14 protein-coding genes and 1 tRNA gene are annotated in these 14,856 nt (G+C 72.2%); 4 read left to right on the forward strand and 11 right to left on the reverse strand.

Annotated features, from left to right (window positions below; translation table 11 throughout):
- Positions 1-230: 230 nt before the first annotated feature.
- The gene (locus ABZT18_RS07220; RefSeq protein ID WP_354995718.1) at positions 231-1,601 is read right to left on the reverse strand and encodes a cystathionine beta-synthase; all 1,371 of its coding nucleotides are present in this window, start codon (positions 1,599-1,601) and stop codon (positions 231-233) included.
- A gap of 72 nt (positions 1,602-1,673) precedes the next feature.
- On the reverse strand, positions 1,674-2,030 hold the full coding sequence (locus ABZT18_RS07225; RefSeq protein ID WP_354995719.1) for a YkvA family protein: 357 nt from the start codon (positions 2,028-2,030) through the stop codon (positions 1,674-1,676).
- 150 nt (positions 2,031-2,180) lie between these two features.
- Here ABZT18_RS07225 and ABZT18_RS07230 point away from each other — a divergent pair, with 150 nt between their 5' ends.
- From ABZT18_RS07230 to ABZT18_RS07240, 3 genes are all read left to right on the forward strand, one after another.
- Positions 2,181-3,233, forward strand: a complete 1,053-nt coding sequence (locus ABZT18_RS07230; RefSeq protein ID WP_354995720.1) for an SGNH/GDSL hydrolase family protein — start codon at positions 2,181-2,183, stop codon at positions 3,231-3,233.
- Positions 3,230-4,042 carry an SGNH/GDSL hydrolase family protein gene (locus ABZT18_RS07235; protein WP_354995721.1) on the forward strand — a complete coding sequence of 271 codons (813 nt, stop codon included), beginning with the start codon at positions 3,230-3,232 and terminating at the stop codon, positions 4,040-4,042. Before ABZT18_RS07230 ends, ABZT18_RS07235 begins: the two co-directional genes overlap by 4 nt.
- Positions 4,043-4,120: 78 nt before the next feature.
- Positions 4,121-5,383: an acetyl-CoA C-acetyltransferase gene (locus ABZT18_RS07240; protein ID WP_354995722.1), complete on the forward strand. Its 1,263-nt coding sequence runs from the start codon at positions 4,121-4,123 to the stop codon at positions 5,381-5,383.
- 7 nt (positions 5,384-5,390) lie between these two features.
- On the opposite strand, the gene ABZT18_RS07245 is transcribed toward ABZT18_RS07240, so the two are convergent.
- The 4 genes from ABZT18_RS07245 to ABZT18_RS07260 all read right to left on the reverse strand — a co-directional run bounded on the left by ABZT18_RS07245 (position 5,391) and on the right by ABZT18_RS07260 (position 7,680).
- Entirely contained in the window at positions 5,391-5,711 is a 321-nt protein-coding gene (locus tag ABZT18_RS07245) for a hypothetical protein (protein WP_354995723.1), read from the reverse strand.
- Positions 5,712-5,757: 46 nt separating this feature from the next.
- The gene (locus tag ABZT18_RS07250; RefSeq protein WP_354995724.1) at positions 5,758-6,516 is read right to left on the reverse strand and encodes a Bax inhibitor-1/YccA family protein; all 759 of its coding nucleotides are present in this window, start codon (positions 6,514-6,516) and stop codon (positions 5,758-5,760) included.
- Positions 6,517-6,673: 157 nt separating this feature from the next.
- Positions 6,674-7,489: a Bax inhibitor-1/YccA family protein gene (locus ABZT18_RS07255; RefSeq protein WP_354995725.1), complete on the reverse strand. Its 816-nt coding sequence runs from the start codon at positions 7,487-7,489 to the stop codon at positions 6,674-6,676.
- Positions 7,490-7,599: 110 nt separating this feature from the next.
- Positions 7,600-7,680 (reverse strand) — tRNA-Leu (locus ABZT18_RS07260).
- A gap of 101 nt (positions 7,681-7,781) precedes the next feature.
- Here ABZT18_RS07260 and ABZT18_RS07265 point away from each other — a divergent pair.
- Positions 7,782-9,641, forward strand: a complete 1,860-nt coding sequence (locus ABZT18_RS07265; RefSeq protein WP_354995726.1) for a hypothetical protein — start codon at positions 7,782-7,784, stop codon at positions 9,639-9,641.
- A 107-nt stretch (positions 9,642-9,748) separates the two neighbouring features.
- On the opposite strand, the gene ABZT18_RS07270 is transcribed toward ABZT18_RS07265, so the two are convergent.
- The 5 genes from ABZT18_RS07270 to ABZT18_RS07290 all read right to left on the reverse strand — a co-directional run bounded on the left by ABZT18_RS07270 (position 9,749) and on the right by ABZT18_RS07290 (position 14,802).
- A complete protein-coding gene (locus ABZT18_RS07270; protein ID WP_354995727.1) occupies positions 9,749-11,080 on the reverse strand; it encodes an NAD(P)/FAD-dependent oxidoreductase in 1,332 nt (443 codons plus the stop codon).
- Positions 11,081-11,182: 102 nt separating this feature from the next.
- Positions 11,183-11,746 carry a hypothetical protein gene (locus ABZT18_RS07275; RefSeq protein ID WP_354995728.1) on the reverse strand — a complete coding sequence of 188 codons (564 nt, stop codon included), beginning with the start codon at positions 11,744-11,746 and terminating at the stop codon, positions 11,183-11,185.
- 22 nt (positions 11,747-11,768) lie between these two features.
- Entirely contained in the window at positions 11,769-13,211 is a 1,443-nt protein-coding gene (locus ABZT18_RS07280; protein WP_354995729.1) for a DUF58 domain-containing protein, read from the reverse strand.
- The gene (locus tag ABZT18_RS07285) at positions 13,211-14,218 is read right to left on the reverse strand and encodes a MoxR family ATPase (protein WP_354995730.1); all 1,008 of its coding nucleotides are present in this window, start codon (positions 14,216-14,218) and stop codon (positions 13,211-13,213) included. The genes ABZT18_RS07280 and ABZT18_RS07285 overlap by 1 nt, the downstream gene beginning before the upstream one ends.
- Positions 14,218-14,802, reverse strand: coding sequence for a hypothetical protein (locus tag ABZT18_RS07290; protein WP_354995731.1), 585 nt, complete (start codon positions 14,800-14,802; stop codon positions 14,218-14,220). The genes ABZT18_RS07285 and ABZT18_RS07290 overlap by 1 nt, the downstream gene beginning before the upstream one ends.
- Positions 14,803-14,856: the final 54 nt, after the last annotated feature.

Genomic DNA, 14,856 nt, shown 5'->3' on the forward strand with positions numbered 1-14,856 from the left:
GCGCCTCCCGCGCCTCCCGCGCCTCCCGCGCCTCCCGCGCCTCCCGCGCCTCCCGCGCCTCCCGCGCCTCCCGCGCCTCCCGCGCCTCCCGCGCCTCCCGCGCCGATCTAGGGGAAATCGTCGTGATCGGAGATCAACTCACGAGGATTTCCCCTAGATCGGCGCGGAGAAGCGACGCGGCGCGGCGCGGAGAAGCGGCGCGGGGGGCGGGGCGGGGTGGGGTGGGGGGGTTAGTGGGCGCCTAGGTGGGCCAGGAGGTCTTGGCGGGTGAGGACGCCCTTGGGCTTGCCGTCGACGAGCACCAGCGCGGCGTCGGACTTCTCCAGCAGGCCGACGGCCTCGCTCACCGGCTGGCCGCCACCGATCATCGGCAGCGGGTCGCCCATGTGCCGCTCGATCGTGTCGTGCAGGTGGGCCTGGCCGGTGAACAACGCGTCGAGCAGGTCCCGCTCGGCGATCGAGCCGGCCACCTCGCCGGTCACCACGGGCGGCTCGGCCTTGAGCACCGGCAGCTGCGAGACGCCGTACTCGCGCATGTAGTCGATCGCGTCACGGACCGTCTCGGTCGGGTGCACGTGCACCAGCTCGGGCAGCCCGCCCGGCTTACTGGCCAGCGCGTCGGCCACCGTCGGCTCGGCGCCGGAGTTGTCGAGGAAGCCGTACCGGGCCATCCACGAGTCGTTGAAGATCTTCGAGAGGTAGCCCCGGCCACCGTCGGGCAACAGCACCACCACCACGTCGTCCGGGCCGGCCCGACGGGCGACCTCCAGCGCGGCGACCACGGCCATCCCGCAGGAGCCGCCGACCAGCAGCCCCTCCTCGCGGGCCAGCCGCCGGGTCATCTCGAAGGACGCCTTGTCGGAGACCTCGATGATCTCGTCGGCCACACCCCGGTCGTACGTCTCCGGCCAGAAGTCCTCGCCGACGCCCTCCACCAGGTACGGCCGGCCGGTGCCGCCGGAGTAGACCGAACCCTCCGGGTCGGCCCCGATGACCCGCACCCGACCCTCGGACGCCTCCTTGAGGTACTGGCCGATGCCGGAGATCGTGCCGCCGGTGCCCACGCCGGTCACGAAGTGGGTGAGCCCGCCCTCGGTCTGCTTCCACAGCTCCGGGCCGGTGGTCTCGTAGTGCGAGCGCGGGTTGGCCGGGTTGCTGTACTGGTCGGGCTTCCAGGCGCCGGGAATATCCCGGGTGAGCCGGTCCGAGACGTTGTAGTACGAGCGCGGGTCCTCCGGGGCGACCGCGGTCGGGCAGACCACCACCTCGGCGCCGTACGCCCGGAGCACGTCCTGCTTGTCCTGGCTGACCTTGTCGGGGCACACGAAGACACACTTGTAGCCCTTGAGCTGGGCCACCAGGGCCAGCCCGACGCCGGTGTTGCCGCTGGTGGGCTCGACGATGGTGCCGCCGGGCTTGAGCAGGCCAGCGGCCTCGGCGTCCTCCACCATCCGCAGCGCGATCCGGTCCTTCACCGAGCCGCCCGGGTTGACGTACTCGACCTTGGCGAGCACGGTGGCCTGGATGCCCTCGGTGACGTTACGCAGACGTACCAGCGGGGTGTTGCCGATCATGTCGACGACGTTGTCGTAGTACTGCACGGTGTGCCCTTCGTTGCGGCGCCGGCGATGGCCACCGGGCAGACGTTTCCTCGTCGTCCAGCGTACGTGTCGTCAGGGCACCAGCCCTCCGGGGATGACCGAGCTGCGGCGGGCCTCCCACTCCAGGAAGCGATCGGTCTCGGCGAGCACGCTGCCGGCCAACCACGTGATCATGACCGCGTCGTCGGCCAGCCCGAAGATGGCCAACGGGATCTCCGGGAGCAGGTCGATCGGCGAGACGATGTACGCCGTCGCCGCGGTCATCAGGGCCAGCCGGAGGCCGCCGTCGTACTCACCCTTGGTGGTGGCCCGGATCATCCGGGGCAGCGCCGCCAACCGGGTGCCCATCGACGGCCCACCTCGGGCCCCGGCCGCCAGTGCCCGCGCCAGGGCCGTGAACGCCGCGCTGCGCTTCAGTGTCTTCCCCATCGTCGCGCTCCTCTCCGCCGGATCAGCGTGGCGGGTCGGCGCAAGTCGACCGGCCTCTCCTACACAGATACCCCGTTGCGTCGGTTTCCAGGCACCCTGGTGCCGTCTCGACGACAGCGGTGTGTCGGACCGGCGCGATAATGTCGCGGTATGGGGGTGGCTGGTTCCGTCGTACCCGTTGGTCCGCGCTGGCGGCACGCCTGGCGGATCGCCCGCCTGGCTGCCATCGGCACGGGCGCCACCGCGGCGGCCGTGGTGGCGACCGGCGGGGTGCTGCTCGGGCAGGCCCGCCAGGCCCGGCGCACCATCCCGATGGCCCAGGCGCCGCCGCCGCGCTGCGACGGGGTTTATGGCGCGAAGTTCCCCGGCCCCCCGCTCACGGTGGTCGTGCTCGGCGACTCGTCGGCCGCCGGCTACGGGGTGCACCGCCGACGGGAGACACCCGGCGCGATGCTCGCCACCGGCCTGTCCCGTCGACTGCACCGGCCGGTGCAACTGCACCGCTTCGCGGTCGTCGGTGCCATCTCCGCGGCGCTCCGCCACCAGGTGGAGGCGGCGCTGGAGTGCCGACCCGACATCGCGGTGATCCTCATCGGCGGCAATGACATCACCAACCGCACCCCGCGCGGCCTGGCGGTGCGCTACCTCGTCGAGGCTGTCCACACGCTGCGCGACGCCGGATGCGAGGTGGTCGTCGGCACCTGCCCCGACCTGGGCGCGATCCGACCGATTCAGCCCCCTCTGCGCTGGCTGGCACATCGGTGGAGCCGCCAACTCGCCGCAGCCCAGACGGTCGCCGTGGTCGAGGCGGGCGGTTGGACGGTCTCCCTCGGTGATCTGCTCGGCCCCCGGTTCACCGCGGAGCCGACCCGGATGTTCGCCTGGGACCGGTTCCATCCCTCCGCCGAGGGGTACGCGATGGCCGCCGCCGCACTGCTGCCGACGATGCTCTCCGTGCTAGGTGCGGGGCAGGAACGACGGGCCACACCGACGCTGGGCGAAGGCGTACGGTCGCTGCCTGAGGCCGCGCAGGAGGCGGCCCGGCACGCTGGCACGGAGGTCAGCGGCACCCAGGTCCGGGGCCGCGACCGAGGGCCGGCCGGCCGGTGGGCGCAGTTGCGCCGCCGGGCGTTCTTCGGTGTCGGCGCGGTGCCGCAGCACGGCTCCGCCTCGGACACCTCGACAGTGGAGGGACTGGCATGAACGTGCGCAGCGAGCGGGGCGTGACCGCCGGCCTCCCGGGCCGGCTGGGTCGGGCGGCGGCGTTCTCGCTGCTCGCCGGCACCGTGGGCGGCGCCGCCGTCCTGGCCGGTGAGGCGTTCGTCGCCCGGCACCGGCGCTACGCCCAACCGGAGCTGGGGCTGGCCCTGCGGGCCACGATCGGCCGGGCCGGCGCTCCGCCGCTGCGGCTGGTACTGCTCGGCGACTCGTCGGCACTGGGCGTCGGGGTCGACCGTCTTGAGGACACCATCGGCGGGCAGTTGGCCAACCTGCTCGCCGAGGGCCCGACGGGCCGGCGGGTGCACCTGTCCAGCGTCGGCGTCTCCGGGTCCCGCTCGACGGACCTGGCCACGCAGGTGGCCCGAGCCCTGCTCGGTGAGCGGCCCGACGTGGCGCTGATCCTGATCGGCGCGAACGACGCCACCGGGCTGCGCCGACCCACCGACGCGGCGGCGTATCTCGGCGCGGCGGTGCACCGGCTGCGCGAGGCGCGGGTCGAGGTGGTGGTGGGCACCTGCCCCGATCTCGGCGCGGTGCGTGCCATCGCGCCTCCGCTGCGTCAGGTGGTCGGCTGGTCCGGGCGCCGGATGGCCCGCGCGCAGACCACGGCCGTGCTGGATGCTGGCGGCTCGGTGGTCGACCTGGCCACCGAGACCGGGCCGGTGTTCCGGGCCGACGCGGGCACGCTCTGCCACGACGGCTTCCACCCCTCGGCGGACGGCTACCGGGTGTGGGCGCACGCGCTGCTGCCCGCCATCGCCGCCGCCGCTGCGGTCGCGACCCGGCGCTAGATCGGGCCCGGCCGGGGTGACATTTCCCGCCGCGCCGGCTTCTTCCGTGCCATGTTACCGGCGGGTTAACGTTGGTCCATGCCGATTGAGTCGTCCCGCGACGCCGTCATCGTCGCCACCGCCCGCTCCCCCATCGGGCGGGCGCACAAGGGGTCCCTGCGCGACGTCCGCTCCGACGACCTCGCCGCGACCATCGTCCAGGCCGCCCTGGACAAGATCCCCCAGCTCGATCCGACCACGATCGACGATCTCTACCTCGGGTGCGGCCTGCCCGGCGGCGAGCAGGGCTTCAACATGGCGCGGGTGGTGACCACCCTCCTCGGCCTGGACACGGTGCCCGGCGCCACGCTGACCCGCTACTGCGCCTCGTCGTTGCAGACCACCCGCATGGCCATGCACGCGATCCGCGCCGGCGAGGGTGACGTGTTCGTCTCCGCTGGCGTGGAGATGGTCTCCCGCTACGCCCGGGGCAGCTCCGACGGGCTGCCTCCCGAGGCCCAGGCCCTGGTCGGCGGCAGCTGGGAAAACCCCCGCTTCGGCGCGGCCGACGAGCGCTCGAAGCGCCGCGCGCAGGGCGGTGCCGAGGTGTGGACCGACCCGCGCGAGGCCGGCGAGCTGCCCGACATCTACCTGACCATGGGGCAGACCGCGGAAAACCTGGCCCAGGTGTACGACGTCACCCGCGCCGACATGGACGAGTTCGGCGTACGCAGCCAGAACCTCGCCGAGAAGGCCATCGCCGACGGCTTCTGGGCCCGGGAGATCACCCCGGTCACCACGCCGGACGGCACGGTGGTGAGCACCGACGACGGGCCTCGCGCTGGTGTCACCCTCGATGCGGTCACCGGCCTCAAGCCGGTGTTCCGCCCGGACGGCCGGATCACCGCCGGCAACTGCTGCCCGCTCAACGACGGCGCGGCCGCCGTGGTGGTGATGAGCGCCCAGCGGGCCGAGGAGCTTGGGCTCACCCCGCTGGCCCGGATCGTCTCCACCGGTGTGACCGCCCTGTCGCCGGAGATCATGGGTCTCGGGCCGGTCGAGGCGTCCCGCCAGGCGCTGCGCCGGGCTGGCATGACCATCGACGACGTCGACCTGGTCGAGATCAACGAGGCGTTCGCCGCGCAGGTCATCCCGTCCTACCGGGAGCTGGGCATCCCGGAGGAGAAGCTGAACGTCATGGGCGGCGCCATCGCGGTCGGTCACCCGTTCGGCATGACCGGCGCCCGGATCACCGGCACCCTGCTCAACGCCCTCGAGTGGCACGACAAGACCATTGGTCTGGAGACGATGTGCGTCGGCGGCGGTCAGGGCATGGCCATGGTGCTGGAGCGGCTCAGCTGAGCTGACGTCAGAGCGCGCTGCGGGTCGCCGTCACCTCGGCGGCGGCCCGGGCCAGTGCCTCGGGCCCCGGGCCGGCGGCCACCAGGTCTGCCGCCACCACCCGTAGCTGATCAGGCAGGGCCAGGTCGTTGTCGAGCCGGGGTACCACCCGCCGGGGCTCACCCTCCGCGTCGGCGGCCAGATTGGCGATCTCCTGCACCAACCGGTGCACCAGGTCGGCGCGGGACACGTTGCCGGTGGTCGCGACCGCTGCCCAACGGGGCTGCTGCCAGTGCCCGATGTGACGGACCAGCAACCGCACGGCCTGATCGAACTCCGCTGCGCTCATCGCCGCCGAGTCTACGGCCGGCACCGGCGCAGCCACGGCGGGCCGGTCACCGACGCAGGTAGCTGAGCAGCCGCAGCAGCTGCCAGTAGAGGAAGACCAACCCGGTGAGCAGGCCGAACGCGCACACCCACGCGTACCGGTGGGGTCGACCGTCGCGTACCGAGCGCTCGACCAGGTCGAAGTCGAGGATGAAGCTGAACGCGCCGGCGATGATGGCCACCACCGAGATGACGTACGGCAGCCAGCCGACCTCCCCACTGACGCTGTAGCCCGCCAGCCCCGGTCGCCCGGAGATCAGGTACGACACCAGGTTGACCACGCTGAGCACGGCGATGCCGAGCAACGTGCCGATCACCAGGCGGGCCAGTCGGGGCGTCGCCCGGATGACCCGAGCCCGGTAGAGCGCCGCCATGCCGAGGAAGACGCCGAAGGTGCCGGCCACCGCCTGCGCCACGATGCCCGGATAGACCTGCTCGAAGGTGCGGCTCGCCACCCCCAGCAGCAGGCCCTGGAGCACGGCGTAGCCGACGATCGGCACCGGGTTGGTGATCCCGCGCAACGAGATGACCAGGACCAGGGCGATCGAGGCGAGCGCGCTACCGGCCAGCGCGGCGCCCAGCCACACCGCGTCGGGGATCACCGCCCAGGACACCCCCGCGGCCGCGCCGGTGACGAGCAGCAACCCGACGGTACGGACCACCACGTCGTCGACCGTCATCGGCTCGACGTCACGGGCGCCGAGCACCCGGGCCTCCACCCGGCCGGTCTCGTCCAGCCGATTGAGCACCGGGTTGCTACTGCGCACCGCCGCCTCCTTCGCCCGCGTACCCCCAGGGCGTGCCCTTGCAGTCACTCTGCCCCGGGCGGCCCGGCGGCGGCGGGAAAACGGCGCGCCCGGTGCGAACGACGGCGCCCGCCCTCGCATCAGCGGGGGCGGGCGCCGGTCGACAGCGCGGACGAGGTCAGTCGTCGCCCTGGAAGTAGCTCAGCAGGCGCAGGATCTCGATGTAGAGCCAGACCAGGCTGACCAGGATGCCGAAGGCGGCCGTCCAGGAGTAGCGCTGGGGCAGGCCCATCCGGACGCCGTCCTCGATCTCCTTGAAGCTGAGCACGAAGCTCAGCGAGGCGACCACGATGCAGACCAGGCTGAAGCCGATCGCCAGCGGGCTGCCGTCACGCAGGCCCGTGTTGACGCCGAACAGCGCCAGCACCAGGTTGATCATCATGACGGCGAAGAGGCCGACCATCGCCGCGATCATGCCCTTGACGAACGCGGGGGTGGCCCGAATGACCTTCGCCCGGTAGAGCATCGCCATCAGGAAGAAGATGCCGAAGCTGGCCACGGCGGCCTGGAGCACGATGCCGTCGTAGAGCGTCTCGAACGCCTTGCTGACCATGCCGACGAAGACGCCCTCGACGACCGCGTACGCGATGACGAGCGCCGGGTTGGCCATCCGGGAGAACGAGATGATCAAGCCGAGGACCAGGCCGACCACCGCCGCGCCGATCCAGGCGGTACCGACCAGCGAGTCGGGCACGAGCACCCAGGCGGCCGCGGCGGTGATGCCCAGGATGCCGAGCAGAGCGACCGTCTTGACGACAACGTCGTCGACGGTCATGGGCGCTACGGCGGGCGGCGCGGCCGGGTAACCGGCCTGGGACGGGTACTGCTGGGGAATGCCGGGCTGTCCGTACGGCCCGGCCGGGGCGTACCCGGCGGAGCGCTCCCGCTCGGCCGCTTGGCCGAGCCGGGCGAGCACCGGGTTCGAGGTCTTCACTGTCTGGCCTCCCTCAGGGGGTCGTTTGCACGTGAACGTGCCCTCCAAGAGTAAACGGCGCAGCCAAGTCCTGGTGATCACGAATGAGAATGTGTGTGCGAGCCGACCGGTGCCCGGGGCGGGGGTCGAACCCGCACGCCTTGCGGCAGCCGCTTTTAAGGCGGCCGTGTCTGCCTTTCCACCACCCGGGCGGGTGGCACCGGCGCGCCGACACGCACCGTGCAGTGTCACCGTAGCCGGTCTACGGCGACCTGGCGTACCCCGCAGGCCTGGCCACATTAGGGTCGATGCCGTGAGCAGCGCAGCCCCCACGGCCCCCGACGCCGCCCCTGAGCAGGCCTTCCGCCTCGCCGATCGGGTCAGCCGCGGGTCCCGGGCCACCCGGCTGCTGGCCGCCGTCCACCGACACCGGGCGGACCTGCTGGTCGCTCTGATCTGGGCGGTGCTGGCCGGCTGGCTCACCCACGGGCTCTGGCCCGATCCGGCTGGCCGCACGCTGGCGCTCAACCCGGAGGACCAGGCCCTCTACGAGTGGTTCCTGGCGGTCGACGCTCGCGCGCTGCTCGGCGACTTCGGTCTGCTCACCGACCGGCTCAACGCCCCCGACGGCGTCAACCTGATGGCCAACACCACGGTGATGGCGCTCGGCATCGTCTTCGCGCCGGTCACCCTGCTGCTGGGCGCGCCGGTCACGTTCGCGCTGCTCGCCGCCGCCAACCTCGCCGGCACCGCCCTCGCCTGGTACCTGCTGTTCCACCGGACACTGCGCGCCCGCCGGCTCGCCGCCGCGCTCGGCGGAGGGCTGTGCGGGTTCGGACCGGGCATGGTCTCGCAGACCAACAGCCACCTGCACATGACCGCCCAGTGGCTGGTGCCGGTGATCGTCTGGCTGGTGGTCCGACTGCTGCGGGCGTCCGACCCGGGAGCCGCGACACCCCACAGGACCGGTCGCACCCGTCCCGCCGGGCCGGATCGCCGGCGGATGTTCACCTCCGCGGCGGGGCTGGCCGCCACGGTCACCGCGCAGGTCTTCATCGGCGAGGAGGTGCTCTTCCTCGCCGCTGTCACGCTGCTGGTGATGGCGATCAGCTACGCCGTGACGGACCGGGACCTCGCCCGACGGGCGCTGCCCGGCTTCGCCAGTGGGCTCGCGATCGCCGCCGGGCTTGCCCTGCTGGTGCTCGGCTATCCGCTGTGGTTCCAGTTCGCCGGGCCGCAGGGGGTCGCCGATGGAATGTTCACTCCGGCCTACTTCTCAGCCGACCTGAGCAGCTGGTGGACGGTCTCCCCACTGTCGGTGGTCGGCAGCGACCAATCCGCCCGGCTGACCACCGGCCCGGCCGAGTACAACACCTTCCTCGGCTGGCCACTGCTGCTGGTCACCGCTGCCTGCGCGATCTGGGTCGGACGACGCCGGCTGGTCTTCGCCTGCGTCGTGGCGGGCCTGGTGATGGGTGCGCTCTCGCTCGGCCCGGAGGTGGTGCTCGGCGGCACCAGGACCGCGCTTCCCGGCCCGTACGCCCTGATCGGCGGGCTACCGGTGGTGGACGGCGCTTTGCCGATGCGGTTCGCGCTGGCGTTGCTGCCGATCGTCGCGACGCTGCTGGTGCTCGCGGTTGACCGGGCTCTGCGCAGCACCGGCCGGGCGCGGCGGCTGGTGCCGCTGGCCGTCGGCGTCGCACTGCTGCCGATCTTCCCGGCACCCCTGCCGACCGCCGAACGGCCCGCCGTGCCGGAATTCGTCACCGGCGGTCACTGGCGGCAGTGCGTACGCCCCGGCGGGGTGCTGGTCCCGGTGCCGCTGCCCACTCCGAAGGATCCCTGGCCGATGCGCTGGGCAACCGCCGCCGACGCTGGTTTCGGGCTGCCGGAAGGGTTCTTCATCGGCCCCTACGGGCGGGGTGGCACCGCGGCGATGGGCACCTTCAAGCAGCCCACCTCCGCGCTGCTGGCGGACGTCGCCCGGCGCGGCGACCAACCGGCCATCGGCGACGAGCAGCGCCGTCAGGCCGCCCGCGATGCGGACTTCTGGGGCGCCTCCTGCGTGGCGCTGACCGACGACGCCCCGCACGCAGACAGCCTGCGAGCCACCCTGGAGCAGCTCTACGGCCCGGCCACGCGCATCGCCGACGCCTGGATCTGGCGGGTCTGACCCACGACCGACCCCGCCGATCCTGCACCTACTGCCCGGACAAACTGTGCGCCAAGGCGCATTGGGGCGTCCGAAAGTGCAAGATCGACGGGGTGAGGTAGGGCGGGTTAGACGCGGGGGGCGCCTACTGGTTGGGACGCCTCTACGAACTCTTCGCGCGGGTCGTGCAACTGGCCCAGGGCGACCACCTCACGCTTGAGGAAGAACGCCAGCGACCAGTCCACCACGACGCGGACCTTGCGGTTGAAGGACGGGATCCGGCTCATGTGGTACGTCCGGTGCATGACCCAGGCCGGCCAGCCGGTCATCTTGATCCCGTACACCTGGGCGACGCCCTTGTGCAGGCCCAGGCTCGCGACGCTGCCGACGTGCTTGTGCTTGTAGTCGACCGGCTCGCGGCCCCGGACCACAGCCGCGATGTTGTCGGCCATCCGCGCGGCCTGGCGCACCGCGTGCTGCGCGCTCGGCGAGCAGAAGTTGCCCGGCTCCTTGGTCAGGTCCGGCACAGCGGCGCAGTCGCCGGCGCTCCACGCGCCCTCGACCACCCGGTCGCCGTCGACCACCTGGAGAGTGGGCAGGCAGGTGATCCGCCGACGGTCGTCGCGCGGGAGGTCGGTCGCGTCCAGCATCGGCGACGGCTTCACGCCGGCCGTCCAGACGATCGTGTCGGACCGGAAGCTGTCACCGTCGGAGAGCTTGACCACCCCGTCGACGCAGGACTCGAGCCGGGTGTCGAGCCGGATGTCCATGTTCCGCTTCAGCAACTGCTGGACGGTGTAGGCGCCCATGTCCCGGTCGACCTCGGGCAGCACCCGCTGGGTGGCCTCGACCAGCACCCAGCGAACCTCGTCCTGCTTGAGCTCCGGGTAGTAGCGCAGGGCGTCGCGAGCCATGTCCTCCATCTCGGCGAGCGCCTCGATGCCGGCGTACCCACCGCCGACGAAGGTGAAGGTCAGCGCCGAACGGCGGACGTCCGGGTCCGGTGTCGCGGCAGCCACGTCGAGCCGGTCCAGCACGTGGTTGCGCAGGTAGATCGCCTCACCGATGGTCTTGAACCCGATGCCCTGCTCGTGCAGGCCGGGGATCGGCAGGGTGCGGGAGACCGAGCCCGGGGCCACGATCACGTGGTCGTACGTGATCTCCCGGGCCGGGCCGCTGATCGGCTGGACGGTCGCCACCTTGCGATCGTGCTCGATCCGCGTGACAGTGCCGGCCACCACCTTGCACCGGCGCAACTCCCGCCGCAGTGGCACCACGGAGTGCCGCGGGGAGATGTTGCCCGCCGCCGCCTCAGGCAGGAACGGCTGATAGGTCATGTGCGGCTGGGGATCCACCACCATGACCTCAGCCTCACGGGAGCTGAGCTTCTTCGACAGGCGCAGGGCGGCGTACAGACCGACGTGCCCGGCACCAACCACAAGGATCCGCTTCGGATTCACGTCGTCTATCTTTCCCCGGCCGGCTCAGGTAATCCCGCTCGCGCCCCCCATCTGTGACGGAGCACAACCTGTGTGACCTGCCTAACCCTCAGGTCACAGCGGTTATCGACGCCGCAGCAGCCACCCCAGCAACGCCGCTGTCCCCACGGCCACCAGCAGCCCCAGCACGGTGACCCACTGATATCCGGTTTCGCCACCGATGCCCGCGGCCTGCAACAACAGCACCCCCAGCACGGCGGTGCCCAGCAGGACGGCACCCGACCGCAGCAACCACCGGGTGATCAATTCGGGATCCACCACCGCGTCGTAGGGCAGCAGCGCGGCCAGCGCGCAGAGGGTGTGCCCCAGATAGAGCAGGGCGGCGAGGGTGAGCAACCGCCAGAGGGCGACCGGACGGCCGTACCCGTCGGTGGCGAGCAGCCAGCCGCCGACCGTGACGAGCACCGTGAAGGTCGCCCAGATCCGGCGCGGACCGAACGCGGGCAACAACGCGGCCACCGTCAGAAAGAGGATCGGCCGGCCGGAAAGCACCTCGGCGGGGAACGCCAGGGCGAACCCGGCAAACACGGTGACGAAGATCCCGGCCCGAACCAGAAGCGGGGCGGCGCTGATGCGGGCGACAGCGTTCTGGGCCGCCCGGACCCGTCCGGTGACGACGTCGATCATCTGCGCCTGCCCTCGTACTTCTTCACCGGCCACCCACCCGTGGTGCCATCGCCAACCGGGCCACGTCCCGCAGCACCTGGTCCAGGCTGCCGGCGCCAGCCCAGCGCACCACCGGTACGCCGTGCTCCCGAAGCTGCCCGATCATGATCTCCCGATCCAGGCGCCAAAGGCGGTAGGCAACCTCGGCCCAACCCCGGTCCTTCGGCGACGCCAGGTTCGTCGGCAACGTGTCGACCGCCACCACGAACCGCCCAGCGCGGGTCAGCCGGGCGAGCATCTGCGCCGACCGTTCGTCCAGCAGCGGGGTGAGCACCACCACCAGCGCGTCCGAGGAGAGCATGTGCGGGCCGAAAACCTGGTCGTACGGCTCATGCGAGGACGATCGGACACGTACGTCGAGCAGCCACTCCAGAACGGTCAGGTACTGCCGACGCCCGGCCGCCGGACGCAGCCGTCGGGCTGCCGGCCCGTACTCCAGCAGGGACACCCGGTCACCACGGTGCAGGTAGTGCTCGGCAATCGCCGCGGTGGCCCGGACGGTGGTGTCCAGCACCGAGGCGGCGCTGTCAACCCCGCCGGAGCGGCCGGCCTCGGCGAGCACGTCGAGCAGCACCACCACCTCCGCGTCACGGTCGGAGAGGGTGGAGGCCACGTGCAACTGCCGGGTGCGCAACGAGACCCGCCAGTCGATACGGCGCAGCCGGTCCCCGGGGCCGAAGATCCGTACGCCGGCCAGCTCGCCGCCCTCGCCGGGCCGACGGGAGTGGTGCGCCCCGACCAGACCGGCGGCGCGGGGCATCGCCTCCACCGCCTCGAACGGCTCGGTACGCGGGTACACCCGCACCCGGACCGGCTCGGTGATCACCGCCCGGGAGACCAGCAGGCCGCCCGCCGTGGCGACCCGGGCACCGGCCGGGCCGATCGGGTGCCGGCCCCAGCGCAGGGCACGGCCGGCCAGTTCCAGGTCCACCGCCGAGCCGGTGGGCACCGACGTCACGAACGGCCGGTCGATGACGGAGCGACCCGTGCCGCTGGCCGGAGCCGCTCCCCCGGTCGGCGTCGTGGCTGCCGGTGGCACGTCGTCGACGACCTCGTCGCGGGCGAAGCCGGCCCGCTCGATCCGCAGCCACGGCGACGCCCGGGAACGCAGCACCACCAGGTCGTAGTCGACCATGTCCGGGTTGCCGACGCTCACCGCCGCCGTCACGTCGCCGCCCTCGACCAGCGGCCCCCCGTCACCCGGGGTGATCCACACCTGTGGCAGCGCCGTGGGCCGTCGACGCAGCGCGTACGCGGTGCCGAGCGCGAACGGGGAGGCCAGCACGATCAGGTCGACCCGCCCCAGCAGTACCCCTGCCACCAGCAGCAGGCCGGCGAGCAGCACCGCCCGGCCGAGCGCCGGGGTGGGCGCCCAGCCGGCAGCCGCTTCGGGCTCGGTGGCTTTCGGCACGGTCGGTCCGGTCATCAGCGCCGAGGCCCGCCGCCGGCGTAGCTGGGCAACGCGCCACTCGCCGGGGCGGGAGTCGCCTCCAGCACCTCGCCGACCACGAACGCCGGATCGACCCGGCGCAACCACATCTCCGGGCGCAGGGTGATCCGGTGGGCCAGGGCGGGTGCCGCCACATCCTTGACGTCCTCCGGCACGACGTAGTCCCGTCCGCCGAACACCGCGCGGACCCGGGCCAGCAGCAGCAGCGCCAGCGAACCGCGAGGTGAGGCACCGACGAGCACCGACGGGTGCTCCCGGGTGGCCGCGGTGAGGGACACGATGTAGCGGCCGATGGAGTCCTCCACCACCACGTCCTCAAGGGCGGCCTGCATGGCCCGCAGCGTGGCCGCGTCGACCACTGCCTTGATCTCCGCCTCCTCGCGGCGACGGCTCATCCGACGGCGCAGCACCTCCCATTCCTCTTCCGGCTGCGGGTAACCGAAGGAGACCCGCAGCAGGAACCGGTCGAGTTGCGCCTCGGGCAGCGGGTAGGTGCCCTCGTACTCGATGGGGTTGGCGGTGGCCAGCACGTGGAAGGGCTCGTCCAGCTTGTAGGTCACCCCCTCCACCGAGACCTGCTTCTCCTGCATTGCCTCCAGCAGCGCGGACTGGGTCTTCGGCGGCGTCCGGTTGATCTCGTCGGCGAGGAGCAGGTTGGTGAAGAGCGGGCCGGCCCGGAAGGTGAAGTCGCCGTTGCGCTGGTCGTAGAGGAACGAGCCGGTGACGTCGGCGGGAAGAAGGTCCGGAGTGAACTGCAACCGGCGGAAATCCAACCCGAGCGCCTGCGCGAACGAGCGTGCGGTGAGCGTCTTGCCGAGCCCCGGCAGGTCCTCCAGAAGCACGTGCCCACCCGCCAGGATGCCGGCAAGAACCAACTCCAACGCGTCCCGCTTGCCGACCACGACGGTGCCGACCGCGTCCAGCACCGCCCGAGCCAGGTGGCCGACCTCGGCGGGGGCGATGCTCCGGTCCACGTCGTTCATCAGATCTTCTCCAGTTCGGCGACGATCGCCGCGAGATCGCGCGGCGACGGGGTGCGGCGAGGCGGGGTCTCCAGGAACGTCCAGAGCCTGTCGCCCAGCAGGACACGGGCTCGGGCCGGATCAGACTCACGGGTGACGCCGTGCTTCAGGCGCATCCGTTCGTCGGCCAGTTCACCGAGCCGGGGCAGGACCACGTCGGTGAAACGTTCGGCTCGGGTCGTGGACCAGTCCAGTGGCCGTTCCCAGCGATTGATCGCGGTACGCAGCGCGTCCCGGGTATCCCAGTTGTAGGTGCCGTCCTCCTCGCCCGTCACGACCCGGCCGCCGGCCGGCTGCGGAGGTGGCGGTGCGAGCAGGGCGGTGATCCGGCGGACCGCCAGCACGGCGAGCACCCCGGCGATCAGTACGGGCAGCGAGATCTGCAGGCCGACCGCGCGGAGGCCGACGAGCAGCACCGCGACCACAGCGGCGGCCCAGGCGAGCGATCGCAGCACGGGCCGGGCGCGAGAGCGGCGCGGCTGCGGGCCTGCCGGCGCCGCCTCCTCCTCGAACGCGAGCAGGTCGTCGATGCTGGTGCTGCTCATGCGCGGCCGCCTTCGGTTCGCGACTGCGGGGCTCGCAAACCCGGCTCACTCCTC

Source organism: Micromonospora sp. NPDC005291 (assembly GCF_040607415.1).
GTDB lineage: Bacteria > Actinomycetota > Actinomycetes > Mycobacteriales > Micromonosporaceae > Micromonospora.